At 46.5% G+C, this 25,303-nt stretch carries 21 protein-coding genes and 2 pseudogenes; 5 read left to right on the forward strand and 18 right to left on the reverse strand.

What is annotated here, in order from left to right:
• Positions 1–335 precede the first annotated feature (335 nt).
• A pseudogene (locus QZ918_RS33335) lies at positions 336–561 on the forward strand (ISKra4-like element ISMae18 family transposase); the annotation flags it as partial.
• 147 nt (positions 562–708) lie between these two features.
• Here the strand turns inward: QZ918_RS33335 and psb35 are convergent.
• Positions 709–903 (reverse strand): photosystem II assembly protein Psb35, encoded by a 195-nt coding sequence (psb35, locus tag QZ918_RS28160; protein WP_293146752.1) that lies wholly within the window; start codon positions 901–903, stop codon positions 709–711.
• 135 nt (positions 904–1,038) lie between these two features.
• Between psb35 and QZ918_RS28165 the strand changes: the two genes are divergently transcribed.
• Positions 1,039–4,089, forward strand: a complete 3,051-nt coding sequence (locus QZ918_RS28165) for a glycerol-3-phosphate acyltransferase (RefSeq protein WP_527250458.1) — start codon at positions 1,039–1,041, stop codon at positions 4,087–4,089.
• A gap of 225 nt (positions 4,090–4,314) precedes the next feature.
• On the opposite strand, the gene QZ918_RS28170 is transcribed toward QZ918_RS28165, so the two are convergent.
• Complete coding sequence (locus QZ918_RS28170) at positions 4,315–6,045, reverse strand: phosphatase PAP2 family protein (protein ID WP_293341147.1); 1,731 nt, start codon at positions 6,043–6,045, stop codon at positions 4,315–4,317.
• A 326-nt stretch (positions 6,046–6,371) separates the two neighbouring features.
• Entirely contained in the window at positions 6,372–7,592 is a 1,221-nt protein-coding gene (locus tag QZ918_RS28175) for an ABC transporter permease (protein ID WP_293341150.1), read from the reverse strand.
• 24 nt (positions 7,593–7,616) lie between these two features.
• On the opposite strand from QZ918_RS28175, the gene QZ918_RS28180 reads away from it, so the two are divergent.
• On the forward strand, positions 7,617–7,739 hold the full coding sequence (locus tag QZ918_RS28180; protein WP_293341153.1) for a hypothetical protein: 123 nt from the start codon (positions 7,617–7,619) through the stop codon (positions 7,737–7,739).
• Here the strand turns inward: QZ918_RS28180 and QZ918_RS28185 are convergent.
• The 3 genes from QZ918_RS28185 to QZ918_RS28195 form a co-directional block, all read right to left on the reverse strand.
• On the reverse strand, positions 7,736–8,953 hold the full coding sequence (locus tag QZ918_RS28185) for an ABC transporter permease (RefSeq protein ID WP_293341155.1): 1,218 nt from the start codon (positions 8,951–8,953) through the stop codon (positions 7,736–7,738). The genes QZ918_RS28180 and QZ918_RS28185 overlap by 4 nt on opposite strands.
• Positions 8,954–9,332: 379 nt before the next feature.
• On the reverse strand, positions 9,333–11,201 hold the full coding sequence (locus tag QZ918_RS28190; protein ID WP_293341158.1) for an efflux RND transporter periplasmic adaptor subunit: 1,869 nt from the start codon (positions 11,199–11,201) through the stop codon (positions 9,333–9,335).
• A 161-nt stretch (positions 11,202–11,362) separates the two neighbouring features.
• Positions 11,363–11,539 carry a hypothetical protein gene (locus QZ918_RS28195; protein WP_293341161.1) on the reverse strand — a complete coding sequence of 59 codons (177 nt, stop codon included), beginning with the start codon at positions 11,537–11,539 and terminating at the stop codon, positions 11,363–11,365.
• Positions 11,540–11,868: 329 nt separating this feature from the next.
• On the opposite strand from QZ918_RS28195, the gene QZ918_RS28200 reads away from it, so the two are divergent.
• Both QZ918_RS28200 and QZ918_RS28205 read left to right on the forward strand, forming a co-directional pair.
• A complete protein-coding gene (locus QZ918_RS28200) occupies positions 11,869–12,903 on the forward strand; it encodes an RRXRR domain-containing protein (RefSeq protein ID WP_293341164.1) in 1,035 nt (344 codons plus the stop codon).
• Positions 12,904–12,950: 47 nt separating this feature from the next.
• Positions 12,951–13,361: a hypothetical protein gene (locus QZ918_RS28205; RefSeq protein WP_293146744.1), complete on the forward strand. Its 411-nt coding sequence runs from the start codon at positions 12,951–12,953 to the stop codon at positions 13,359–13,361.
• An 86-nt stretch (positions 13,362–13,447) separates the two neighbouring features.
• Here QZ918_RS28205 and QZ918_RS28210 read toward each other — a convergent pair whose 3' ends face one another.
• The 12 genes and pseudogenes from QZ918_RS28210 to QZ918_RS28265 form a co-directional block, all read right to left on the reverse strand.
• Positions 13,448–14,458, reverse strand: coding sequence for an ABC transporter permease (locus QZ918_RS28210; protein WP_293341167.1), 1,011 nt, complete (start codon positions 14,456–14,458; stop codon positions 13,448–13,450).
• Between the two features lie 48 nt (positions 14,459–14,506).
• Positions 14,507–15,058 carry an AAA family ATPase gene (locus tag QZ918_RS28215; RefSeq protein ID WP_293341170.1) on the reverse strand — a complete coding sequence of 184 codons (552 nt, stop codon included), beginning with the start codon at positions 15,056–15,058 and terminating at the stop codon, positions 14,507–14,509.
• A gap of 193 nt (positions 15,059–15,251) precedes the next feature.
• Positions 15,252–15,638, reverse strand: coding sequence for a helix-turn-helix domain-containing transcriptional regulator (locus QZ918_RS28220; RefSeq protein WP_293341173.1), 387 nt, complete (start codon positions 15,636–15,638; stop codon positions 15,252–15,254).
• Positions 15,610–15,954, reverse strand: coding sequence for a type II toxin-antitoxin system RelE/ParE family toxin (locus QZ918_RS28225; protein ID WP_293341175.1), 345 nt, complete (start codon positions 15,952–15,954; stop codon positions 15,610–15,612). The genes QZ918_RS28220 and QZ918_RS28225 overlap by 29 nt, the downstream gene beginning before the upstream one ends.
• A 7-nt stretch (positions 15,955–15,961) precedes the next feature.
• Complete coding sequence (locus QZ918_RS28230) at positions 15,962–16,108, reverse strand: hypothetical protein (RefSeq protein ID WP_293341178.1); 147 nt, start codon at positions 16,106–16,108, stop codon at positions 15,962–15,964.
• Positions 16,109–16,158: 50 nt separating this feature from the next.
• Positions 16,159–17,814, reverse strand: a complete 1,656-nt coding sequence (locus QZ918_RS28235) for an ABC transporter substrate-binding protein (protein WP_293341181.1) — start codon at positions 17,812–17,814, stop codon at positions 16,159–16,161.
• A gap of 347 nt (positions 17,815–18,161) precedes the next feature.
• Positions 18,162–18,776 carry a hypothetical protein gene (locus tag QZ918_RS28240; protein WP_293341184.1) on the reverse strand — a complete coding sequence of 205 codons (615 nt, stop codon included), beginning with the start codon at positions 18,774–18,776 and terminating at the stop codon, positions 18,162–18,164.
• Between the two features lie 410 nt (positions 18,777–19,186).
• Positions 19,187–20,314 (reverse strand): type II secretion system F family protein, encoded by a 1,128-nt coding sequence (locus QZ918_RS28245; RefSeq protein WP_293341187.1) that lies wholly within the window; start codon positions 20,312–20,314, stop codon positions 19,187–19,189.
• A 248-nt stretch (positions 20,315–20,562) separates the two neighbouring features.
• Positions 20,563–21,660: a type IV pilus twitching motility protein PilT gene (locus tag QZ918_RS28250; RefSeq protein ID WP_293146732.1), complete on the reverse strand. Its 1,098-nt coding sequence runs from the start codon at positions 21,658–21,660 to the stop codon at positions 20,563–20,565.
• Between the two features lie 117 nt (positions 21,661–21,777).
• A complete protein-coding gene (locus tag QZ918_RS28255; protein ID WP_293341190.1) occupies positions 21,778–23,787 on the reverse strand; it encodes a GspE/PulE family protein in 2,010 nt (669 codons plus the stop codon).
• A 192-nt stretch (positions 23,788–23,979) separates the two neighbouring features.
• Positions 23,980–25,092, reverse strand: a complete 1,113-nt coding sequence (locus QZ918_RS28260) for an RNA-guided endonuclease InsQ/TnpB family protein (RefSeq protein WP_293341193.1) — start codon at positions 25,090–25,092, stop codon at positions 23,980–23,982.
• Between the two features lie 93 nt (positions 25,093–25,185).
• Positions 25,186–25,303, reverse strand: a pseudogene (locus QZ918_RS28265) (IS30 family transposase); the annotation flags it as partial.

The following is a 25,303-nucleotide window of genomic DNA, read 5'->3' on the forward strand; positions in this document are numbered from 1 at the left end:
GGTCTGGTAATTGGGAAAATGCTTCTACAATTGCTAGCGTACTCATAAATAATAAGTTAGAGTGAATCCGACTTCTACACTCTAAACCTAAACCCTGCCTACTGTCCAGAACGAAATAGCCCTGGTCATGATGGAGTGTGGAATCTATTTAATCAAATTGGGACTAGAGAACAAAGAAGAGAGGTACTAGATTGGTATCAGGGGAATAGAAAATTTACATAAAGTAGGAGGTTCGCTCAAATGACTGAGGAGAGCGCTTTCACAAACTGTGGGAAGGGTCAACATTAGAAGCTATAGCCGAATTTGTAGGAGTTACGAGTAAAGGGAGTGAAAAGTTCCAGAAATATCTGCTAAAACATCAATCAAGAATCCCAGATTACCAAAATTATCTTTATTCAGGGCATTGACATTGGTTCGGGAGCTGTAGAGTCTTTAATAAAACAGATTGGAGCAAGAATTAAGATTGTAGGTGCACAGTGGAACGAAAAAAATGTGCCTCAAATTTTAAGACTGAGATGTGCATATTTAAATAACCAGATCAAACTCGGTACTTCTGCTTAGTTAAAAAGTGGGATGCTCCCTACAGGACTTGTGCAAAAAATGGAAAACCCAGCCCTTAAAATTGCAGCGTTCTGGGTGCAACGACAAAGTTTTCTCATTAATTCACAAGTCCTATCTCAGTTTTTCTTCGTCTCAATAAACTTTTTATTATTTACCTTTGGACTCAGAAACATCTGCAATCAAATCATCTTTATCAACTTTTGGAACAAAATCAGGCCGTTCTTTGGATTCCCAACCCGGGGGGCGCTTGGAATTATACCACGCAATGGAGCCGATACTAACCGCAGCGACAAATCCAACACCAAGAACTGCGATCGGAATCATTAGGTTGTTCTCTACCATTTGGTTCAAATCCTTATTTACTGTACTTCTCTAGTATTTTATGTGCTATTGGCGATCGTGCAATATATCCGAAGACTGAAAATTTGAGTGAATTGCAGCCATAATACTTAGAGATTGAAATTAGAAATCCCCTTTATGCCGCTGTTGTCGATCGCACTTCTGTTAGCCGCTAGTTTCGCCCTCGGCGCTTTGCCACTTACTCGCTGGGCGGTGCGGCTGCTGGGCGGTAAAGATTTGAGGCGGTTGGGCACGGGGAATGTGGGGGTGTCGGCTGCTTTTATTCACGGGGGGAAGTTGGCGGGAATTGCTGCGGTGTTGGCGGAAATTGCCAGGGGTATTCTGCCGGTTTTGGCGGGGAGATTTTGGTTTCCTGATTCACCTGCGATCGCCCTGTTAATTCCTCTGGTTGCGGCCAGATATGCGATCGCCCGAGGTGGAGGCGTGACTAACGCTGTTTGGGGTCTTTTGGTATTTTCGCCGCCGGTGGCTCTCTCATCGGGTATTTGGGGGCTGCTGGTGTGGGGTTTGGCACGGCGGTGGTGGCAAAAGGGCGATCGGGCGAGACTCTTTGCTTCCCGCTGCGGCTGTTTGTGCACGCCCATCTGGGTTTGGGTGTGGCGTCAATCTTTGCCGGAATTTTTAGCAGCAGCAGGATTGGGAGTTTTATTAGCTGCAATTAATCTCAGTCAGGGTGATGATATGGCTTTATCTAAATCGGAAAAATTGTTTTCTCTGGATGACTCGTTGGATGCTGCAATCTGCGGCGATAAAGCTGCCAGATTGTCTCAACTAAAACGAGCTAATTTTAACGTACCTTCGGGTTGGATATTGTTGAATGAATCGGGCATTGGGCATCGGGCATCGGGCATCGGGGATGGAGGAAATGCTGAAGAATTGTCAATTTCTGATGCTTTAATCGAAAATCTAAAATCCAAAATCCAAAATCGGATGATTGTACGCTCTTCTGCTGCGGGAGAAGACGGCGATTTTAGTTCCGCCGCCGGACAATATCAAACAATAGGGCCTGTTTCCACTGAAGCAGAATTAATTGATGCAATTAACCGCTGCCGCCAGTCTTATTGGACTTCTGAAGCTGTTGCTTACCGCAGAGAACGACAACTCCCCGATACGCAAATGGCTGTTTTAATTCAGCCTTATATTGAGGGCAAAGTTGCGGGAGTTATGTTCAGCCGCAATCCTTTAGATGGAGGTTACCAGATAATTATTGAAGCTTTGCCGGGAGGTGCTGAATCTGTTGTCGGCGGACAAGTTACTCCGGTGCATCTGGAAGTTGATTTTACTGGGTCGGAAACTTTAGAACAAAATTTAAGCGAAATTGAAATTAGTTCAATTATTGACAAAAAAATTATAGCTGAATTAGTCAAACAAGCACAAGCTATCGAAGCTTTTTTTCACGGCATCCCGCAGGATATTGAGTGGAGTTGGGACGGGGAAAAAGTTTGGATTTTGCAAAGCCGTCCGATTACTAATTTGCAGCCGTTTTGGACTCGCACTATTGCCGCTGAAGTGATTCCTGGTGCAATTCGCCCGCTAACTTGGTCGATTAATCGGCCGCTCACTTGCGGGGTTTGGGGAGAGATTTTTCGGGTGGTTTTGGGCGAGAAAGCTGCTCATCTAAATTTCAACGAAACGGCGACTTTGCTGGGTTCTCACGCTTATTTCAATGCGACTTTGTTGGGCGAAATCTTTCGGATGATGGGATTGCCGGAGCAGGGTTTGGAATTTTTGCTCAGAGGGCAGAAGATGGGTAAGCCGCCTTTGGGGAAGATTTTGCCTTCTTTGCCGGGTTTGTGGCGTCTGGTGCGGCGGGAACGGGCGCTGAATGCAGAATTTAAGGGCGATCGTACTTCTATTTTTTTACCAGCAATCGAAAGTCTGGAGAAGTCAGAGAAGGAAGAAGGAAGAAGGAAGAGGGAAGAAGGAAGAGGGAAGAATGAAGAAGGAATATTAATTCCCAATGCCCAATTCCCAATGCCCAATGCCCAATTCCCAATTCCCCATGCCCAATGCCCCATGCCCCATGCCCAATTACCCATGCCCAATTACCAAGATTTAAGGAAGTTGTTGGATAAATCTGAGCAAATTCAGGAGTGGCTGAAGCCGATTACTTACTACAATATTATAGGGCCGATCGGGCTGGCAATTCGCAAAGCAATTTTTCGGGTTCCCGATGAATGGCTTGACAATGAAAATGCTCCTGAAATTGCTTCGGTACGAGCTTTGCAGCAGTTGGCTGACAAGTTGCGAGAAGCTGCAATTTCGGAATCTGAGGAAACTATTTCAACTGCACAATTAACACGGGTATTTGCCGAAAGTTCGGGTTTGCAAGCAGAGTTTTCGCAGTGGCTGGATAGTTACGGATATTTGAGCGAGGTGGGGACGGATATTGCTGTTGCTACTTGGCGCGAACAACCGGAAGTTTATCAAAAACTGTTAGTGAATATGGCTCTTAAATCTGCTGTAACTAATTCAGCAGAAAAGGGCAAATTAAGCTTGACTTTTTGGCAGAAGTGGCGGCTAGATAAGTGTCGGGAAAGAGCGATCGTCAAAAATGAAATTAGCGAAATCTACGCGCGGTTGTTGGCTGATTTGCGCTGGACTTTTTTGGCAATTGAAGCTTGCGGATTGGAAATGCAGGTGTTTCAGGAACCAGGAGATATTTTTTATCTGGAATTTGGGGAGATTCAGCAGTGGATTCGAAGCGGTGCGAGTGTTTCTTTTCAGGAGACGATTGCACTGAGGCGCGATCGCCTGTTAGCCGATCGCGATCGCCCGATTCCCCCTGTAGTCTACGGCAATCTGCTGCCGAATTCTCAGAAAAGGTCGATCGAACTTGCAGAATCCGCAACTAATATCATGCAGGGAATTCCGGCAAGTATCGGCTGCGTCGAAGGCTTTGTCAAAATTTGCCGCACCGCGAACACAGATTTAGGCGAAAGTGCGATCGCCGTTGTGCCATACACTGATGCAGGTTGGGCACCGCTGCTATTAGGCGCAACAGCAATTATCGCCGAAGTTGGCGGCCAACTATCTCACGGAGCAATTATCGCCCGCGAGTACAAAATTCCCGCAGTCATGAATATTGCTGAAGCGACAACTCGGCTGCGAGACGGTCAAAAAGTCCGAGTTGATGGCTATCTCGGCACCGTAGAATTGCTCGAATAAACTGGTTTGTAGTAAGGACTTTAGTCCTTATTGACTAAAAACTTAAGAGAGGACTGAAGTCCTTACTAAAAACTTAAGAGAGGACTGAAGTCCTTACTACAAACCTTCAGAGAGGACTGAAGTCCTCACTACAAACCTTCAGAGAGGACTGAAGTCCTCACTACAAACCTTCAGAGAGGACTGCTAATTTCTTACTACAAACCTTCAGAGAGGACTGCTAATTTCTTACGCTTTCAAGAAATTCTCGACAACATAGTTGCCCACCTTTCTACCAGAACTCAAACCATCTACGTTAGCAGTCATGAAATGGATGCCTCCGTAAATGCGACTCATGCCCGATTCGTCAGCAGCTTGGGCAAAGTTGTCATAAGTTCGCAAACTGTTGACAGTTTTATCTCCCTTATCCGCAAAGCCGTAATCCGAACCGAATACAGCATTCATAACAGGCTCTGCCGCACCGCTAAAGGTACTGTGGCCCGACGTGTACTCGGGGAAAGGCGGAGTATTTATCAGCGGAGCCCACGCAGCATCAATCGTCGTATTTGGGTTGTTATCTTTGTCAGCTTGGCGGATAGCTGTCACAGGCCGCCACAAATTGTACTGATACTTGGCATCCCACGAGGTAATCGCTGCATCGGCCACCGCCATATTCAACAGTGCGAACAAGCGGGCGTTATCTTCCAAAGAGTTACCCGCTAGGGCTGCTGCTTCTTGGGCGATTTGGTTCCAGTGGCCCGGAGGTGTAAAAGTACCGGCGCCGTTGGCCCAGAATTTGGCGATCGCAGTTTGATCTGGCGTGCGCGTTAAGCTGTCACTTTTGCCGATTTCTTTGACTTCGTTAAATTCCGCTGCGTACTTGGTGCTATCCAGGGCGGGCGGGCCCGACGGGCGGAACTGAGAACCGCTAGTCATCGCAAACGGAGTCACATCCGGCCACTGTGGCGCCAGGGCCGCAGCTAGGGCGGGGGGAGTGGACACCCAACTGCCGAGGTCTGTTTTGGCCGTGTACGGCACGACTTTGCTGGCGCCATCTGTACTCCGCAAAGCGATAATTCGATCGGCAACCTGTTGTCCCAGGGCGATACCGTCGTTTTTAGCTTTACCGTCGGGGATTTTGGCTAGAGACGATGCGTATGTTTCATTGAATTTGACTGCTTGGGCTGGATAGAGACTGAGTAAAACGCGGTGGGCGGAGGCTGCGGTGGCGGCTTCTGGTGACGCGCCCGCTGGTGCATCGATGCTGACTTTGTAAGGGGTATATTTTTTGGTGATTGAGTTAACAGAGTCGTAAACGGCTGCCTGAACCATTGCCATGTTGCGGGAGGCCAAAGGAGGCGCGGTGCTGGCTGTCCGCACGGCGTCGAGTAAGGCGCCGTTCCAGTCTGTGACGGCGTTTCCCGATATAAAGGTTGTGAAGTTGCTGCTGCTGATGCTGCTGCTGTTGACTCCTTGCAATACTGCTAAATACTCGCCCGTGAGTTTGTCTTGAATTACGGCGCTGTTGCTGTTGCTGCCCGTCCCTTGCTGGATATTTAAATCGTTAAAAGTCAGGCCGTCTAGCAATCGAATTTTGTCATTTCCGTTGCCGAAATCGGCGATAAAGTCGGCTGTGGCTACAGTTGAACCGCCGCTGCCTTTACTGATGGCAAATATATCGTCGCCTTCGCCGCCGGTCATGCTATCGCTGCCTGCGCCGCCGTAAATGGTGTCGTTGCCGGATTCGCCAAAAATTAGGTCGTTGCCTTTGCCTCCCCAAATCATGTCATTGTCTGCGCCGCCGAAAATGGTGTCGTTCCCTTGATCGCCGCAGATTTTGTCTTTCCCTGCATCGCCTGCGAGAAGGTCGTCTCCGCTGTTGGCGTAAAGTATGTCGTTGCCATCCAAGCCTTTAAGTGTGTCGCTTTGGGTGGTTCCTTCGAGGTAGTCAAATTTAACACTTGGGGTTAGGGATGCCATGATTATTTATTGGATATTAAGATTAAACTTGCTGAATTTGTATTGTCGGTAGATGCTTGGGTCTGTTTGTTGTTGGTTTAAGCTTAATCAACTTTATGGCTCGACTGTAAACACCCTAACGGAACTTTATTAAATCTTTAAAATATAACTGGTTCTTTATGAAGTTTTGCACAATTGAACTAGGTAATAACACAAGCATTAAAACTGCATTAAAACTATCTTTTTGTTAATTCTTTACAAAATGAGTATAGTTTTTAAAGTTTAGATAAAGATGTTTGTGAAATCATAAAAGCAACAAATTGTATAGTTACGTAAGTAAATATTTATTAAGCACTTCTCAAAGCTGCGATCGGATCGAGTTTGGCCGCCTGACGCGCCGGGATCACGCCGAAGAAGAGACCGACGCCACCGGAGACGCTGACGGCAAGGGCGATCGCCACGGGTGAAATTCCAGCTTGCAGAGGAGTAAAATTACCTACAAGCAAGATGCCTCCGACTCCTACGCAAGTCCCAACGATCCCTCCGGCGGCAGATAAAATTACAGCTTCGATAATGAATTGAAACAAGATATCGTGTTGGGAAGCCCCGATCGCCTTTCTGAGCCCAATTTCCTGAGTGCGTTCGCTGACGGAAACTAGCATGATGTTCATAATCCCAATGCCGCCGACCAACAGCGAAATGCTAGCAACAGCAGTTAACATCAGAGTCAGGGCCCCGGAAATCGATCCCATTGTCGCCATTAAATCTTTCTGATTTCTGACAGTAAAGTCATCTTCTGTGGTAATCTTGTGCCGCAATCTCAGCAAGTTTTCCACCTGAAATTGAGCGGCATCCATTTTCGACTCATCTTGAATCGAAATAAACAGCGAAGTGACAGCTAAACCGTAGGGAGACTTGCGCCCGACAATGCGGTTGGCCATTGTGGCGATCGGCACAACCGCCGAGTTATCATAATTCGTACCAAAAGATGTCCCTTTGGACGCAAATACTCCAATTACTTTCATGCTGACATTTTTGATTCGCACTTGTTCGCCGAGGGGATTGGTATTAGCAAACAGTTTCTGGGCCAATTCTGAACCGAGAATCACAACTTGATTGTTTTGTTTGACATCGAGTTCGGTCAAAAATCGCCCTTTAGCCATTTCAAAGTTTCTGACAGTCAGAAATTCTGGAATTGTGCCAAAAATCAGAGACGAGACATTTTTATTGCTGTAGCGCACAATCTCCGAACTGTTGAGTTCCGCAGAGACGCCTTGCACCGACGGGACTTGAGTTGCGATCGCCTTACCATCTTCTACTATCAGCGTTTGGGGTGCATTTCTAATCGAACTTCGGCTAGCATTAGGCACTCCAGGTCTCACAATCAATACATTTGTACCCAGAGATTGAACTTGTCCTGCTACAAATTTTTGCGCGCCTTCTCCAATGCCAATCATCGCAATTACCGAGGCATTTCCGACAATCATCCCAATCATTGTCAAGCTGCTGCGAGTTTTGTTTGCTAGCAGTGTTTGACCGGCCATTTTAACACTTTCAATAAAATTCATAATAGGGGAATTGGGAATTGGGCATTGGGAATTGGGCATTGGGAATTATCACCACTGCAAATTAAGAGGGCGGGCACGGGGGCGCCGCCCCTACAAACTGTCAACAGCCAACTGTCAACTGTCAACTGTCAACTGTCAACTGATTAAGCACTTCTCAATGCGACAATCGGGTCTAATTTAGCAGCTTGTTTTGCCGGTACAACGCCGAAGAATAAGCCGATACCGCCAGAAACACCAACCGCAAGGGCGATCGCCACTGGAGACACACTAGCTTGCAGAGGAGTAAAAGCAGACACTAACAAAACGCCACCAATACCAAATCCAGTACCGATCGCGCCACCAGCAGCCGACAAAATCACAGCCTCAATCATAAACTGAATCAGAATATCCTGAGGAGAAGCACCGATCGCCTTTCGCAGTCCAATTTCCTTAGTACGTTCGGTAACAGAAACCAGCATGATATTCATAATTCCGATGCCGCCCACAAACAGCGAAATTGCCGCCACAAAAGCCAACATCAGAGTCAAAGCACCAGTAATGCTGCCCAAAGTCTTCATTAAATCCTTCTGATTTCGGACAGTAAAATCATCTTCCTTAGTAATATTGTGGCGCAAGCGCAGCAAATTTTCTATTTGAAATTGCGCCGCACTCATTAACTTCTCATCTTTCACAGAAACCGAAATAAATGTTACCTTAGTACCGTAGGGAGACGAGCGACCGACAATGCGGTTAGCCATCGTTGTTAGCGGCAAATAAACATTCATATCTTGATTGTCACCAAAACTCGAACCCTTAGACTGCATCACTCCAATCACTTGAAAAGTTGCGTTTTTGATGCGAACATATTGACCGACAGGCTGAGTATTGCCAAACAATTGTTCAGCAGCTTCTGAACCTAAAGCAACTACATTTTCTTGTCTTTCTAAATCTAGCTTGTTTAAAAAACGACCTTGACCAACATCAAAGCTTCTCACCGGCAGAAACTCAGGAGTAGTTCCGACAATCGAAGATGAAACGTTTTTATTGCGGAAAGTAACGATTTGACTGTCATTGAGAGTTGGTGCGACTGCTTCGACAGAAGGGACTTGAGAGGCGATCGCCTCTGCATCATCCAAAACCAAAGTTTGAGGAGGAATCACGGGGCGACTTTGGGCATCAGGACTTCCGGGAATGATAAACAGCAAATTTGAACCCAGAGAGTTAACCTGTCCCGCAATATAGGTTTGAGCTCCTTCGCCAATACCAATCATCGAAATTACGGAAGCATTACCGATGATAATTCCTAACATCGTCAAGCTGCTGCGTAACTTATTTGCCGTCAAAGTTGTGACGGCCATTTTGACGCTTTCAATAATATCCATGAGTCTATTTTAGATTGTAGATTTTGGATTTTAGATTGGGGAATGGGGAATGGGGAATGGGGAATGGGGAATGGGGAATGGGGAATGGGTAAACTTAAGATTTAAACCCATAATAAATATCGCTTGTAATCGAGTCTAGATACCCCTAAATCCCCCTTAAGAAGGGGGACTTTGAGCGCTTCTTGTCCCCCCCCTTACCCACTTAATAAGGGGACTTTGACTGCTCTTGTCCCCCCCTTGTTAAGAGGGACTTTGACTGCTCTTGTCCCCCCCTTGTTAAGGGGGGTTAGGGGGGATCTCCGGGTTGAAAAACACCCTAGGGCGATCGACAAAAATAATGCCCTGTTTGGCCGATACCCGATGCCCTATTCCCAATGCCCTACTTCTGATTCTTAATAATATCCTCCAACTTTTTACCAGCAGGAAGTTCAGTAAACACCCGATCGCCCGCCTTAGCACCCTCTAAAATCTGAATCTTGTTACCAATAGTCGATCCAACCGTCACCGGCTTAAACTTCGGCTGCTGTTTCTCATCGGGAACCAGCACACCCGTTTGCCCTTTATTAGTTACAATCGCCACAGTCGGAACAACCAAAGCATTGCTCAATTTTTGACCGACAAATTTCAAGTCAACATTCATCCCCGACTGCAAGAAATCCTTACCAGTGTCAATGGCGACGCGGACTTGAAACAAAGTCACATCCCGTTCTTTCACAGCTTCGGGCGCAATCAATTTAACCTTGCCTTTAAACACTTTATCGGGATAAGCATCGGCGACAATTTCAACAACTTGACCCGGTTTTATTTGACTGATATCAGCCTCGGGAACTTTCGCTAAAACTTCCACATCTCTAGCGAGAGCCACAATCGATGTTGAAGTTGCCGAAGTCGCTTCCGAAGCCGAAGTTGCTGGGGTTACAAAAGCTCCTTGGATGGCATACCGTTGGGTAATAACTCCTGCAAAAGGAGCGCGAACTTTTGTATCTTCTAACTGCACTTCTTGGAAGCGGACTTGAGCCTGAGCTTCAGCTAAATCAGCTTTAGCCGAAGCTATTTCTTCCGGGCGAGCACCGTTTTCTTGTACGGCTAATTGGCTTTTTGCTTCAGCAACTGCTGCTTCGGCTTTGGCGATTTCTTCTGGACGGTTGCCGTTTTCTGTTTGTGCTAATTTACTTCTAGTTTCAGCAACTTCTGCCTCGGCTTTGGTAATTTCTTCCGATCGCGTGCCGTTTTGCAACTGCTTCAATGCTTGCTGTTCGACTTCCACAGCAGCTTGCAGTTGCTGGATTTGCGACTCCCGACTTTCTTGTAATTGTTGGAGGCGTTTTTGGGCTTCTGTTACCTTAGCTTTGGCAGTGCGATTTTCCTTGATCAGTTCATCGAGTTTATCTTGAGCAAGAGCACCTTCTTGGACTAACGGGCGGTTGCGTTCCACCCGCTGAGCTGTTAATTCGGCTTGAGCTTTACTCGATTCAATTTGCGTTTGTGCTTGGGCAATTTCTTGTTTGACACTGCCAGTTTGAGCGTCTGCTAAACGAGCTTGAGCTTGGGCTAAACGAGCTCGCCCTTGGCTGACTTCTTCCACGCGACTGCCGGCTTTGAGTTGCTGCAAGCGGGCTTGAGTTTGCTCTAAGCGGGCTCTGGCTCCTGCAACTTCTTCGACGCGGCTGCCGGCTTGGAGTTGCGCCAGAGTAGCCTGGGCTTGCTCTAAGCGCGCTCGGGCGCTGGCGATGTCTTCCGATCGATTTCCGGCTTCAATTTTGGCAAGTTTCGCTCGAATGCTGGCTTCGCGGGCCTTGGCTTGAGCGAGTTGAGCTTCCACATCGCGGCTTTCCATGCGGGCCACGATTTGTCCTGCTTCGACGCGATCGCCCTGTTCGACAAATAACTCTGCGATCCGGCCGGAGCCTTTGGGGCTGAGATTCACGCGCTGTACGGGTTGTACCGTCCCGCTCGACGTAATCCGCACCGTCAGGTTTTGCGCTTCCACCGGCACTGTCATCGCTGCGATCGCATCTACTTTCGGCTGCGATCGACTTTTTGATATATATATGGTAGTCGGTACAGCTAGCAACCCGGCTGCAACCAAACCGATCGCCCACCGCGGCATCTTCCGCGCGGCTTTTTTCGGGGATTGCTTTTGGGCGGTTTTTTTATCTGCAATTTTAGTCTCTGGGGCCTTGGTGTCTGCAATCTGAGTATCTTCCACCTTGACCTGAGCAGTTTCCTTTTTGGGGCTAACGATCATACCGACTCACCTAATTAAATCTCAGGATTACCTTAAGGGTAAAATTTTTTCTGATGCGCGGCATCGTCTTTCAGACTCATCCGATCGGGTGATTTAAAAAAAGTTCCCCAACCAGCACCTGTAAACAATTATAGCTAATCTTTGCAACTTATTAAATAATGTTAAGTTTTTTCAGTCTCAAGAGGCGAGCTCAAACTTCGATCGCGCTCAACTGACTTTCTGCGGGGGCGGGCTCTGCCGCGTGGGCGATCGGCTTCCAGTAAGTCGTGGGTTGTCTTGTAGGGCGATCGCACAGTGCGCGCCTCGTAACGACACAGCATGAAGACGCTGACTATCATAAACCCGTTTGTCGATCGTACCCTGTCCAAGTCGTGAATATCTATGTGCCCTGTGCGCGCAACAGGTTAAAATATTTTCCAAATCCGTTAAAAATGGAAAAGCCCAAACGTCACTAACCTCACCCTACAAGGATGAGGCTTGAAAAAGGAAGGCTTACCACCTTCTAAACTCAAGACTAAAACCGTGTCTAGCCTGCGTCCTTAAAAGACAGACTGAACTGCTTGGGAGTGGTGTCCCGCAAGACGTTAAGAATGCTTCCCTAGTTTTTAACCCCTCTGGTAGTCAGTGGCGAAGGGAAATATACACCTAGAAATAGGATTTACCGTCAATGTTTGTGCCCGTTGTGGATAGCGAAAATAGACCGTTAATGCCAACGACTCCAAGTCGCGCAAAGCGTTGGATGCGCTCAGGTAAGGCGACACCATTTTGGAAGAAAGGGGTCTTTTGTGTTCGACTAAACGTAGAACCCTCTAACACTGATCGCCAGCCCATTGCGGTAGGAATCGATCCCGGCAGCAAGCGTGAAGGATTTACAGTTAAATCCAAATCGCATACCTACTTAAACATTCAAACCCATGCAATCGATTGGGTAAAAGACCATGTTGAAGTAAGGCGAAATATGCGAAGTGCGAGGCGGTTTCGCAACACGCCGTGCCGTCAAAACCGAGCTAACAGGTTGGTCAACAAAAATCGTATACCCCCATCTACTAAGGCGAGATGGCAGTGGAAGTTAAGGATAGTTAACTGGCTAACGTTGATGTTTCCAATATCGACAATTGTTGTGGAAGATATCAAAGCGAAGACCTGGAAAAACGTAGGCAAGTGGAACCTATCGTTTAGTCCTCTTGAAGTAGGCAAACACTGGTTTTATTCTGAGATTAGAAAGATTGCCCATCTTGAGACTAGAGCGGGAAATGATACTTACAAAATGCGTCAAAATTTAGGACTCAAAAAATCCAAACAGAAACTTTCAAACAAGTTTGAAGCACATTGTGTTGATTCTTGGGTATTAGCTAATTGGTACGTGGGAGGACATATTCAACCCGACAACACTAAGCTAATTGAGATTGTCCCCCTTGAATTTCATCGCAGACAGCTTCATCGCTTGCAACATTCCACAGGTCATATTCGCACCCGATATGGCGGAACCTTGAGTGTTCTTTTTAAGCGCGGTTCAGTCGTCAAACACCCTAAATACGGATTTTGTTACGTTGGCGGTTGGCAAGAATCCCCAACAAAGAAATACCCGTACCGGAAAACAATTAGCTTACACGATTTAAAAACTGGTAAGCGTCTAACTCAAAAAGCATCGCCAAGTGAATGTAAATTTTTGTCCTACAACTCGTGGCGTATTGCGAATTAAATTGTAAAGCCGTCCTAAAAGGACGGGATTTCCAACCCATTTTTCTGATGAATCGTCCTCAAAGCGTTACAGTTCTGGCAATCTTACAGTTAATTAGTGGCATCTTCAGTCTGCTTGACGGCTTGTTCATCTTACTTTTTGCAGGCGTTTTAGGCGGTCTCGGCGCGGTTGGATTCGGTGCAAAAGTTGGCACTGTCATCGGCGGCTTCATTGCAATTTTTTCGGCGATCGCGATAATTATCGGAATTATTTCCCTAGTCTTAGCATGGGGTTTGCTTCAACTAAAAAAATGGGCTTGGACTGGAACATTAATTATCCATGTCATCGCCGTCGTCGCGCAAATTGCCAAAATGTTGGGTAGTGCAGGTGCAGCAGTCAATTTTCTATCTCTGGGTTTTGCAGCAGCTAGCATTTACTACCTGTTACAGCCGGATGTTAAACAAGCATTTTCTGTTTAATAATCTATACCTGACTCTTTCAGTCCGCGCAGGCGGACTTTGTTTGTGTAGATGCGATTTCAATCGCCGAATCCGATCTATTCTAATTAACGGTACTGAATTCTCGGGTCAAAAAAAGCATAGGAAATATCAACCGCCAGATTGATCAGTACAAAAGTCACAGCCACAAATATTACTCCTCCTTGCACAATTGGGTAATCCCGCGTCAGGATACCGCTGTAAACCCAGGAACCAATTCCCGGCCACGAGAAAATTGTTTCAGTCAAAATTGCCCCGCCCAAAAGCGTGCCGAACTGCAAACCTATAGTTGTGACGATCGGCAAAAACGCATTTTTCAAAGCGTGTCTCAAAACCACCCAAAATTCCGGCAATCCCTTAGCCCGCGCCGTGCGGATGTAATCTTGCGCCAGCACTTCCAGCATTGCAGCACGAGTAATTCGAGCGATAATCGCCAAGGGGATTGTTCCTAAAGTTAAGGCTGGGAGTACGAGGTGGGCGATCGCATCTCGAACAGCCACCAAATCCCACCTCAGCAAAGCATCCAAAACATAAATACCCGTAATTGGCTGAAAACCAAACCCCAAATCAACACTAATTCGCCCGCTAGGAGGCAGCCATTTCAGATAAACAGCAAACAAATAAATCAACATCAATCCCAACCAATAGACTGGTAAAGATACGCCAATCAAAGAACCGCTCACCGTCAGATTATCCAGCCAGCTATTTTTCCGAACAGCAGCCAAAATTCCCGCCGGAATTCCGATTGTAAGTGCCACCAACATCGCCGCCACCGACAGTTCCAAAGTAGCAGGCCAGCGACTTCTAATTTCATCAACAATCGGAATACCGCTAATAATACTATTTCCCAAATCGAATCGAATCAAACTACTTAAAAAAGCCAAATATTGCAAAGGTAAAGGCTGATTCAATCCCAATCTCGCCCGCAATATTTCCACCTGTTCGGGAGTTCCGCGTTCTCCCAAAAGCACAGTCGCCGGATCTCCCGGTATCAAATGCAAAAACGCAAATACCAGCACTGTAATTCCCAAAAGAACGGGCAATATTCCCAGCAAACGTTTAACAATATATTGGAACATCAGTTTATTTGACAATCCTGGACTTATTACCTCTATGCATTATTTAACTCATTCATCTTGCAAATTTGCCAAAATCAGATCCACCGTTTCTTCTACCGTTAGATTGCTTGAATCCAGCCAGTAGCCAAGGCGAGGAGTTTCGGTTCGGAGAATGCGATCGAAGGCATAAACCATTGCGTCGTTGGCATATCCAGTTTTCAATCGTGCTGCATCCCTTGCTGCTACAACCTCTGGCTTAGGACACAAAACAATTATAGACAAAAGTACATCGTGGAAACTGGCAACTACCTCAGCCAGCGTCAGACCAATAATGATATCTTGATAGACAACGGTGAAACCAGCTTGGAGATATTGTCGCGCTACCATTGCTGCCAAATGATATCGCAGTTGAAGCTGCTGATATGCCTCTGGTGACAAATTTAATGCCATTTGGGCTTGTCCATTCACAATCATACGACGAAAAATATCGCCGCGAAGGTGGACACTTTTGGGCAACCGTTCAGCAAGTGATTGGGCAACACTTGATTTTCCAGCAGCCATGTTCCCGGTAATCAAAATAATTTGTGGCTGATGATTCGCAGGTTGTCGATCGCTTTCCATATTGTTTTTTAAAGTAAATCACTGTAAAGTATGTATGAGAACCGAGGAGATGTGTCTCGATCGAACTGCTCAATTTTTGCTAACTTCCTCCAAAGACTCCGAACCTAAAGGACTTGGAATCCAACCTTGAATATTCTTGCGTTCCCCTCAAAGCGGCTGCGAATGGACGCTCGCAATAAAAAGCTGCGATCGGCTATAAATTAGCTGGTTCCGGGGCTCGTTCTGATTCCCCAATCTTCGTTGATTCCGAGTCAGCGGGCAACTCACTATTTTCGACAGTAATTGCTAGTTTAAATCCTAACGCTTCGAGCAATTCTACAAAACAGTAAATTTCCGAACCTCCACTTGCTGTCAACATTTTGTCAAGCTTTTCATGATGCTGTTTCGCAGAAGCAGAAAGAGCATTCATCCTAATTCGAGCCTCAATCACCTTTCTAATTGCATTTCTAAACAGTTCCCGTTCAGGTTCTTTTTCTTCCAAGATAGCCTCAATATAACCAGCAGCTTCTTCCGGCTCTTTGAGAGATTCAATTAGGTAATCGCGGTAGCTATCACTCGCAGGCGTTTTCACGTTTTTCATAGTCTATCCAGTATTCTATAGCTTTTTGAATGTCTTGTTGTTGGGTACTTTTGTCCCCAGCTATGAGGATTACCACAATTGTCAAATCAAATTGTCCAAAGTAGACGCGGTAGCCTGGGCCATAATTAATTTTGAGTTCAAAAACTCCTTGTCCCACTGACTTAAAATCTCCGAGATTACCTTGCTCAACTCGGTCAAGCCTAGCCTTGATTCTAACTCTAACATTCCGATCGCGGAGAGCATCAAGCCACTCGGTGAATGGTGCTCGACCCTCTGCTGTAGTGTAACGTCGAATTTCCCTTGGTTGTACTTCCATCAGTGTATCACTCTCGATCGGCAATTTCTATAGTAGAGCGATCGGGTGCATCTGGCGCAAGGAAAGGGCGAAGCATTTCGGCACACAATTTATTAGTAATAACCAGAGATTTACTGCCGAAATGCTTCGCCCCTACGAATATATTTGCACTCATTGAGATTCACCAGAGCGATCGGCAGTACATTCAGCACGAAAATCACTTTTTTAAGACTTACTAACTTCCTCAAAAGACTCCGAACCTAAAGGACTCGGAATCCAACCTTTAATATTCTTGCGCTTCCCTAAAAGCGGTTGCGAATGGACGATCGGCAAACGCACCGCCTCCCCATGCAAAATCTCGCTAACTTCCGCATAAATTTTCGCCCGGGCTGCTTTATCCCCAGTCGCCCTCCCCTTATCTAAAAGTTCCAAAACCTTCGGATTTTTCCAATTTCCCAAATCCGCCGTCGAACCAGGGCCGAAGTGAGGATAATAAAAATTGTCAGGATCGCCATAATCTCCAGTCCAACCCATCATAAAAGATTGAAAGCCTGGAGGTTTTAGCCGATCGGCCAAATAAGCAGACCAATCCTTTGTCAGCAACTTTACCCGAATCCCGATCGCACTTAAATCCGCAGCAAAAGCCTCAGCGATCGGCTTCGGCGTGGGAAAATAGGGACGGCTGACCGGCATATACCACAAATCCAAATCAAAACCGTTCGGATAACCGGCCTTCGCCAGCATTGCTTTAGCTTGCTGCGGGTTAAATTCGTAATCTTTAACTTTGTCAGACGCCGCCCAATTCAGCGCAGGCGGGATAAATTGTGAATCATATTTGCCTAGTTCTCCCCAGAAAGCCTTGACGATGGCTTGCTTGTTGATTGTTTGGGCGATCGCCCGCCGCACCTCTGATTTCGCCAAAGGCCCGTAACCCGGATTTAACGCTAAATAACCCACATTAAAAGAAGGGCGCAAAACAGCTTCTAAATTAGGATCTCCCTGAACTTCTTTCAATTGATCCGGCGTTAAATCAACAGTAAAATCAAGTTGACCAGCCCTCAATTGAGCCAATCTCGCCGCCGGATCGTCCACAAAACGAAGTACCAACTGATTGACTTTCGGCGTTCCAGCTTTCCAATAATTCGGATTTTTTTCTAAGATAATGCGATCGCCCGAGATCCATTCCTTAAACACAAAAGGCCCCGTACCCACCGCCAGCGACCCCGGAGTACCGTATTTAGCACCCGCTTTCTTCACCGCCGCCGGACTCGCAATCCCAAAATAACCAGACCCAATCGCCGAAGCAAAGGCCGCAAAAGGTCGATTTAACACGAACCTAATCGTAGACTTATCAACAACGGTCACATCCTTGACCAAAGAATCTTTATCGCCCTTAAATCCAGCAAAAAAGTTTTTCCAAATCTGATAATTTTTGCCAGAATCTCGATACCCGTTAGGATTTTTGGCATCCCACCAGCGATCGACATTAAACTTAACAGCATCCGCGTCAAAATCCGTCCCGTCGTGAAACTTCACCCCGGATCGCAACTTAAAAGTCCAAGTTTTGCCATCTGTCGAACTCGACCATTCAGTTGCCAGACTCGGTTCCAATTCTACAGTTCCGGGTTTAAAATCAGTTAAACGATTGTAGATTTGGTCGATCGCAATCACCGAATTACCATCAGTAACATTTCCCGGTTCCAGATTCACCGGCGGCCCGCCCGCACCGTAGACTAAAGCCCCTGGTGGAACAGCCGCAGGAGTTGTCGCAGTTGGAGAATTATTAGTAATATTTGCAGGAGTGCCACAATTTGAGACAATTACAGCCATCCCAAAAACTAGAGCTAATAAAACTAAACGCCAGGATTTTAACAACCTCATTTCAATAGCTCCTATTTAATAAAATTATATTCCTATCAAGAAAATTCTAATTTCCTCATTCTCTCCCCTCTGCGTTCTCTGCGTCCTCTGTGGTTAACCTCTTAATTCTTATCTTACATAAAATTTAATCAACAAAATATAACACACTGATTACCAATTACCCTTTATCATTACAAAAAAGAATTGGCTTAAAGCCCCAAGCGCGATCGGAAGAAATTAAAATCAGACTATTAATTACTGCAATCCCCGGACTTCCCAGTACAGATGGCTGTCACAGACAACTAAGAGGGCAGGCACGGGGGCACTACCCCTACAATTGTCAACTTAATTATCGATCGCACCACCGCCTACAACTCATAACTCTCCTCACCCATACTCCCCAATTCTGGGCTACCGAGAAACTCTTCATCCTGTAATTCCTCAATCCCCGAGTCAAAACTTTCAACAACAAACGGCAACCCCGCCGCCATCAAACCGCGCTGAATGCGATCGCTAGTTTCCTCAAACAAAACAAATAGCGGATGAACAGCCTCAGCCTCATCGCTAAAAATATGTCTGTAGCGGTACGGCATCAGCCACTCGTAACCTTTATCCAACCAAACCTGACACTGCCGCCAGCGGCCCAACAAATCAGAAAAATCTTCACCAGGGCGGTGAATGAAAACCAAAATTTCCACCCCAATTTTAACTTTCCACTCTGGATCGCACATCAAAATCGCCAAATCGCAGGGCAAACAAACTGCCTGTCCCGGCGATATGCAAGTGCCTCCGCTTCCAGCATAGGAAACCCCCTCCCGCAAGCGCGCAATGGGCAATGGAATGGTAATTAAGCTTTCGTTAGCGCGGCGGATACTCGGAATCATCTCCATGTACAGCCGATATTTTTTCAGCAGGGCGATCGCTGCCGAAAATTCGCTGTACTGTGCTAGTAAAGCCTCGTAATGTGATTGTTTTACAGACATTTTAAATCAATTAATTAATTAGTCATTAGTCATTAGTCATTGGTCATTGGTCATTGGTCATTGGTCATGGGGCATGGGGCATGGGTCATAGGGCATAGGGCAAACAGGGCATTGGTCATTAGTCAATTGTCATTGGCAATTTGTAATTAGTAATTTGCAATTGGTTATTCATTAGTTCGCAACAATTGGTCATTGGTTCTTCAAAGATTAGCCAAGACCATATCACTGACTGAACAGTATTAACAACTCAAACAAAGCCAATGACAACTCTTAAATAACAACTAACAACTCTCAACTCTCAACTCTCAATTCTCAACTAGGAGGGCGGGCACGGGGGCACCGCCCCTACAGTCAACTGTCAACCTGTTTGCTGAGAACTGTCAACTGTCAACTGTCAACTGTCAACTGTTTTACAGCTTCTCAAACACTGAGAACATCGGCAGATACATCGACAGCAAAATCGAACCTACGATACCACCGACCACAACAATCATCAGAGGTTCCAGCATACTGGTAAGTCCCTTGACTGCTTCTTCGACTTCCGTTTCGTAGAAAGCGCCAACTTTCATCAACATTTTGTCAAGTTCCCCAGTCTCCTCGCCAATTGCCATCATTTGAATTGCCAAGGAGGGAAAAACAGCTTGTTCTTGCAAAGCAATACTGATCATGCCACCGCTTTGAATTTCCTGCCTTGCATATTCGATCGCATTTGAGATCGCCTGATTTCCCGCCACATCTCGCACAATTTCCAAAGAGTTCAGAATCGGCACACCCGATCGCGTCAGCGAGCCAAAAATGACGCAAAACCTCGCCACCGCAGATTTTTCAATCAAATCTCCAAAAATTGGCAACTTCATCGCAATTCTATCGATTTGGAGGTGACCTACTGGAGTTTTGTAGTACATATCGAAGGCAAATTTTAGCGCTATAATTACCCCAATAACTGTCAGTTGTTGGATCGGAGGCCAAGCCGTACAAAAAGCGCTAATGCCCAACATAAACACCGTAAAAGCAGGCAAGTCTGCACCAATATCCTTAAAGATTTTTGCGAAAGTTGGTAGCAAAAAAATCGTCATTGCGAAAAAAATCACAATCGCGATGAAAAACACAGTCTTCGGATAAGACATCGCAGATTTAATTTCAGCCTCCGTCTTGTGATTTTTTTCCATCATCACCGCCAGACGGTCGAGGGTTTCATCTAGCACACCGCCGACCTCTCCCGCCGCCACCATACTGATAAACAGTTGGTCAAAAACATCAGGAAACTTAGCCATCGCCTCTGCCAAGTTTATCCCCTCTTGCACGTCAGCATTCATGCTCCTGAGTGCTCGTTTCAACTTAGCATTAGAGCACTGTTCGTGCAGCACGGAAAGGCATCTCACGATCGCCACCCCGGCATTAAACATAGCCGCAAACTGACGGGCAAAAATCGCCATATCCTTAACAGTAAGACTGCTAAGGTTATACTCAAATTGCTCCTGAATCCTACTGAGATCGAAGCCTGTTTTTGGTTTTGGATTAATAACATTTGTAGCCATAGATTGCCTCTGGAAAATTATTTAAAGTCATTAGTCATTGGCAATCAGTCATTAGTCATTAGTGATTGGTCATTTCTGCGGACTGCTGACCAATAACTGATTGCTTAGCCCCAAAACAGGTACAAGTCCCAACACTTATGAGAGTCGATCCCCAAATTTTAGATTGTAATTCAAGCTCCCAGATTCACTGCGCTGCAATTAAATCTAAAATCTAAAATCTAAAATCTAAAATGGACTGACTGACTCAATTAATGAGCCCCTACCTTGCCTGTACCAACAGGTGCCGGGCCGATCAAGCGTTCGAGTTCATCAGCCTTAGAAGCCTTGGCCATTGCCGATTCCCAAGTGATTTTACCGCCCTTGTAAAGTTCAGCGAGGGCCATTTCCATCGTCCTCATGCCCAATTTTGCCCCCATTTGGATTTGGGAGTAAATCATAGGAGTTTTGCCCTCCCGGATCAAGTTAGCCATAGCTGGAGTATTCACCATGATTTCCATAGCGCAGCAGCGGCCGCCCCCAACTTTCACAACCAAATTTTGGCTGCAAATTCCGACTAAAGAGTTAGACACTTGGGCGCGAACTTGGGGTTGTTGAATGGGCGGGAACACGTCCAAAATCCGATCGATCGTAGCAGCAGCCGAATTAGTGTGCAGCGTTCCCATCACCATGTGACCCGTTTCTGCCGCCGAAATTGCCAGACCGATCGTTTCCAAGTCCCGCATTTCCCCCACCAGAATCACGTCCGGATCTTCGCGCAGGGCTGCTTTCAGCGCATTAGCAAAGCTCTTAGTATCTTCGCCCTTTTGGCGTTGGTGAAACAAACTCTTGACATTCGGAAACACATATTCGATCGGGTCTTCAACCGTCAGAATGTGTTCAGCCCGCGTCCGGTTGACCAGATCCAACAAAGCCGCCATCGTAGTAGTTTTCCCGGAACCTGTCTGTCCCGTCACCAACAGCATACCCCTGGGTCTTTCCGTCAGATCCCGCAAAATCTGCGGCACGCCTAAAGCATCTGCGTTAGGAATCTTAGAAGCCAGAGCCCGCATACAAGCAGCCCAAGCACCCCGCTCCCGGTACACATTCACCCGGAACCGAGCCAATCCCTTCACCCCGTAAGCGCAGTCGAGTTCCCACTCCATTTCCAACTGCTTGCGCTGCATATTGTTGAGCATTTGGAAGATCAGGATCTGCACTTCCTCAGCAGACAAAATGTCGCCGTATTGGGACTGAGGAGTTAGTTTTCCGTGGACGCGGAAGAAGATAGGCGCGCCTGCTTGGATGTGTATGTCCGAACCCCCTTGCTCTACCAGGGACTCCAATACGTCTTCAATCATCAGACCCATAGATACCTCTCCTCGATCTAGTTGATAGTTATTGACCAATCTAGCTCAGTTAACAGTTAACAGTTAACAGTCAACAGTCAACAGTCAACAGTCAACAGTCAACAGTTAACTGCTGAATCAATCCAAAAAGCGTGGCGTCAAGCAGTACGGACAATCCAGCATCTCCGGCTTCAATTCCGCCCGACAAGTTTTGCAGGTAAGTCCCTGCTTGCGTTTGGCTTTCAGTTCCGCCTCCAACCCGGAGTCAGTAAAGGTCACCCGCTCGACTTCTTCAAAGGTAGTCGCGCCTTCCCGCACCAACTGCAAGCTGTAAGCCAACAAGGTTTTCATCCCTTCTTCTACCGCTGCTTCCTTAAGTTGCTCTGTGGGAGCCCCTTGAGTGATCAGAGTTTGCAGCCGCTCAGTATTTTTCAGGAACTCGTAAACGCCTACCCGTCCTTTGTAGCCTAGGCCGCTGCACTTCCGACAAAGTTGATCGCGTTCTGCGAGTCCTTTTCTTTCCTCTACCGGTATGGTGTTGGCTTTGTTAACAGTCAGATCGATTTCTTGAGAAGCCGACAGACCGTAGCGACCGAGTTCGGCCGCAGTAGGCTGGTAAGGAATGCAGCATTTGTCGCAAACGCGCCGCATCAGACGCTGGGCCAACACGCCCAACAGAGCGGCTGAAACCATGAACGGTTCTACGCCCATTTCGTCCAAACGCGCGATCGCCCCTGCCGCGTCGTTAGTGTGGAGTGTGGTCAGCACTAAGTGTCCCGTCAAAGCAGCTTCCAGAGCAGTTTTCGCCGTTTCTCTGTCCCGCGTTTCCCCCACCAGAATCACGTCAGGGTCTTGCCGCAAAAACGCCCGCAGCAGGTTGGAAAAAGTCAAGTCTTTTTCCCGAATTACTTGACATTGGGTAATTCCCGGCAAAGCATATTCGATCGGGTCTTCCGCCGTACTGATATTAACCCCCGGATCGTTGCGTTCCGCCAGAATCGAGTACAGAGAAGTTGACTTACCCGAACCCGTCGGCCCCGTCACCAAAATCAGTCCGAACGGACGGCTAGCAGTCTCTCGCACCAAAGCCAGAGTTTCTTGATCCGAGATCAACAAACCCAAACCCAACTGAGTGCTGGAACTGTCCAAAATCCGCAGCACGATTTTTTCGCCGTACCGGGAAGGCAAGCTATTCACCCGGAAATCTACCGTGCGTCCCTCAAACACCCGGCGAATACGACCATCTTGAGCTTGTCGGCGTTCGGCAATGTCCAAGTTGGCAATAATCTTGAAACGAGCCGTAATCGATTGCACAACCTGTTTCGGAAACCGGAAATACTCTTGCAGCACCCCATCTTTCCGCATCCGGATCCGCATAAACTCTTCTTGAGGTTCTACGTGGATGTCAGACACCTTTTCCGACAAAGCTTTAGCCAAAATGATGTTGACAGCCTTAATTACCGGAGCCGCCTCAGCATCGTCTATGGTGTTGGCTAAGTCTTCTTGGTCAGAACTCTCCTCTTCTAATGAGAGTTCGCCAAAATCTCCCTCGCCTAACTCCAGTTTTCTCTGCTTTTCGGCTTCTGCTATTTTGGCGGCTACCTTAACTTGGTCGTCTTGATAGGACGAAGTGATGTCCTGGTAGTCGTCTGGCGTAATCACCCGTCGCTGCAAAGCCAATCCGTGAGGCTGTAAAATCCGCCGCAAATCTTCTATGGCGTTGAGGTTGTCGGGATCTACCATTGCCACTAAAACAGCCTGAGGCTCGGTTTCAGTCTTCGCTACTGGTAAAAAGCGACCTTGGTGACAAATGTCGATCGAAATTTTCAACCCATCGAGCATAATTCCGAGTTGCTCGTTCGACATTTCGCTCATCTCCGGGTCATACGCTTCAACCCCGTAGACAACCTTCCGTTCAAACATCTGCTGCTTCTTGTAAAGCCGCAGCAATTCAGGAGGCAACGGCTGCCCGGTAAGTGCTTCTAATACCTCCGTCAACCGCTTACCCGACTTCCGGCTTTCAAGCTGAGCTTGTTTCACTTGGTCGCCGTTGACGTAACCCGACTGAATCATCTTGTTGAGAGCCGGAGGCAAAACGCTGATAGCAACTATCGATGTGCGAGAAGACCCCTGGGATGTGTTAGTCATAAAAAACACTCATGATTGTGGGAAACTCAGTCACAGAGAGTGCTGAGAGGAAAACCAACGCGGGGTTTTAACCGTTACATAAATCCTACCCAAAGTTACCCAAAATTTGACAATGTTGGACACAAGAGTTTCGTTTAATTCCTGTTTCACCCTGGCAGTGTCGGCACTTACCAGTCCGCAGGCTATCCCCGTCTAACTGACGGTTTTTGACAAATTGATTGCCGCATTTAAGTCGCGGTCAATCTTAAAACCACAATGGCTGCATTCAAACATTCGCTCACCAAGAGAGAGTGTTTCTTTTTTTGTTCCACAATTAGAACAAGTTTTTGAGCTTGGGAACCAACGGTCAACTATTACCAACTTTGAACCGTACAACTTGCACTTGTAGGTGAGCTGGCGTCGGAATTCAAAGAAACCCATATCAGCAACCGATGCAGCCAGTTTATGATTAGCCATCATCCCAGATACATTCAAATCCTCTATGACAATTACACCGTGGTTTTTGGCAAGTAATGTCGTTAGTTTGTGCAACGTATCTTTACGGATGTTAGCTATCTTTCTATGCAGTCTAGCTATCTTGACTTGTGCTTTTTCCCAATTGCTCGAGCCGATAATTTTATGGCGATTTAGCCATTGCATTCTCGACAGTATATCGCGATATTTCCTGTATGATTTTGCACCCAAAACTACGGAACCCGTACTCAGAGTGGCTAGTGCTTTAATGCCAAGGTCAACTCCTACAACACCTCTGTGGCTTAACTCTTGCTGTTCTACATCAAATCTGAAACTGATAAACCACCTGTCGGCTTGACGGGATATCGTACAAGACTTGATTGATACTTGTGGGAGTCTTTCGTAAGTTTTGAGAATGCCAATTACAGGAACTTGGATTTTTTTGTTACCGCTTATTTTGACTGTTCCTTCTAAAGTGAAAGAATCTCGCCGCCCTTTTTTCTTAAACTTTGGTACACCAGCAGTCTTTTTAAAACACCGTTTCCAAGCTTCGCGCAATGCCATCAATGCAATCTGCGGTGTAGATTTAGAGCACTCGTAGTACCACTGATTTTCTGACTTCACCATAGCTACTAAAAGTTTGTGCAGGTCAATAGCACTGGGAAATGTGAGTTTTTCCTGTGGGTTGGCTTTGTTGTGATCTAAAATATTTTTGGTCAACCACAATCCCCAGTTCCACGAATGACGCGCTACTCCACAATGCTTGGCGAGTATAGTACGTTGCTGATTATTCAGTTTCAATTCGGTTTTGAAGCCTAACAGCATTTTTACCTCTCGATCTCTTTGAGTCACGCTATATAATGATTCAATTCCTCCTCATTTTAGAAGAAATGAGTAGAGGTGGGTAGGATTTTTGTTACAGTTGCTCACCCTATATGCGCCAATTCAAATCTGAAGTGCAACAGTGTCTGATGTATGTCCATAGAATACTTCAAAAGGGGTTCGATAGTCAAGCGATTTCCTCGGTCGATTGTTAATCAAATCCACTGCCTTTTCTAACTCC

Source organism: Microcoleus sp. CAWBG58 (genome assembly GCF_020883045.1).
Classification (GTDB): Bacteria; Cyanobacteriota; Cyanobacteriia; order Cyanobacteriales; family Microcoleaceae; genus Microcoleus.

What these genes read in the sequence shown, in the direction of transcription:
- QZ918_RS28185 (WP_293341155.1), bottom strand. Translation starts at nt 8,953, where the DNA reads ATGGATATTATTGAAAGCGTCAAAATGGCCGTCACAACTTTGACGGCA.
- QZ918_RS28190 (WP_293341158.1), bottom strand. Translation starts at nt 11,201, where the DNA reads ATGATCGTTAGCCCCAAAAAGGAAACTGCTCAGGTCAAGGTGGAAGAT.
- QZ918_RS28170 (WP_293341147.1), bottom strand. Translation starts at nt 6,045, where the DNA reads ATGGCATCCCTAACCCCAAGTGTTAAATTTGACTACCTCGAAGGAACC.
- QZ918_RS28250 (WP_293146732.1), bottom strand. Translation starts at nt 21,660, where the DNA reads ATGGGTCTGATGATTGAAGACGTATTGGAGTCCCTGGTAGAGCAAGGG.
- QZ918_RS28245 (WP_293341187.1), bottom strand. Translation starts at nt 20,314, where the DNA reads ATGGCTACAAATGTTATTAATCCAAAACCAAAAACAGGCTTCGATCTC.
- QZ918_RS28235 (WP_293341181.1), bottom strand. Translation starts at nt 17,814, where the DNA reads ATGAGGTTGTTAAAATCCTGGCGTTTAGTTTTATTAGCTCTAGTTTTT.
- QZ918_RS28255 (WP_293341190.1), bottom strand. Translation starts at nt 23,787, where the DNA reads ATGACTAACACATCCCAGGGGTCTTCTCGCACATCGATAGTTGCTATC.
- psb35 (WP_293146752.1), bottom strand. Translation starts at nt 903, where the DNA reads ATGGTAGAGAACAACCTAATGATTCCGATCGCAGTTCTTGGTGTTGGA.
- QZ918_RS28195 (WP_293341161.1), bottom strand. Translation starts at nt 11,539, where the DNA reads ATGATAGTCAGCGTCTTCATGCTGTGTCGTTACGAGGCGCGCACTGTG.
- QZ918_RS28230 (WP_293341178.1), bottom strand. Translation starts at nt 16,108, where the DNA reads ATGAGTGCAAATATATTCGTAGGGGCGAAGCATTTCGGCAGTAAATCT.
- QZ918_RS28205 (WP_293146744.1), top strand. Translation starts at nt 12,951, where the DNA reads ATGAATCGTCCTCAAAGCGTTACAGTTCTGGCAATCTTACAGTTAATT.
- QZ918_RS28240 (WP_293341184.1), bottom strand. Translation starts at nt 18,776, where the DNA reads ATGTCTGTAAAACAATCACATTACGAGGCTTTACTAGCACAGTACAGC.
- QZ918_RS28175 (WP_293341150.1), bottom strand. Translation starts at nt 7,592, where the DNA reads ATGAATTTTATTGAAAGTGTTAAAATGGCCGGTCAAACACTGCTAGCA.
- QZ918_RS28215 (WP_293341170.1), bottom strand. Translation starts at nt 15,058, where the DNA reads ATGGAAAGCGATCGACAACCTGCGAATCATCAGCCACAAATTATTTTG.
- QZ918_RS28210 (WP_293341167.1), bottom strand. Translation starts at nt 14,458, where the DNA reads ATGTTCCAATATATTGTTAAACGTTTGCTGGGAATATTGCCCGTTCTT.
- QZ918_RS28200 (WP_293341164.1), top strand. Translation starts at nt 11,869, where the DNA reads ATGTTTGTGCCCGTTGTGGATAGCGAAAATAGACCGTTAATGCCAACG.
- QZ918_RS28225 (WP_293341175.1), bottom strand. Translation starts at nt 15,954, where the DNA reads ATGGAAGTACAACCAAGGGAAATTCGACGTTACACTACAGCAGAGGGT.
- QZ918_RS28165 (WP_527250458.1), top strand. Translation starts at nt 1,039, where the DNA reads ATGCCGCTGTTGTCGATCGCACTTCTGTTAGCCGCTAGTTTCGCCCTC.
- QZ918_RS28220 (WP_293341173.1), bottom strand. Translation starts at nt 15,638, where the DNA reads ATGAAAAACGTGAAAACGCCTGCGAGTGATAGCTACCGCGATTACCTA.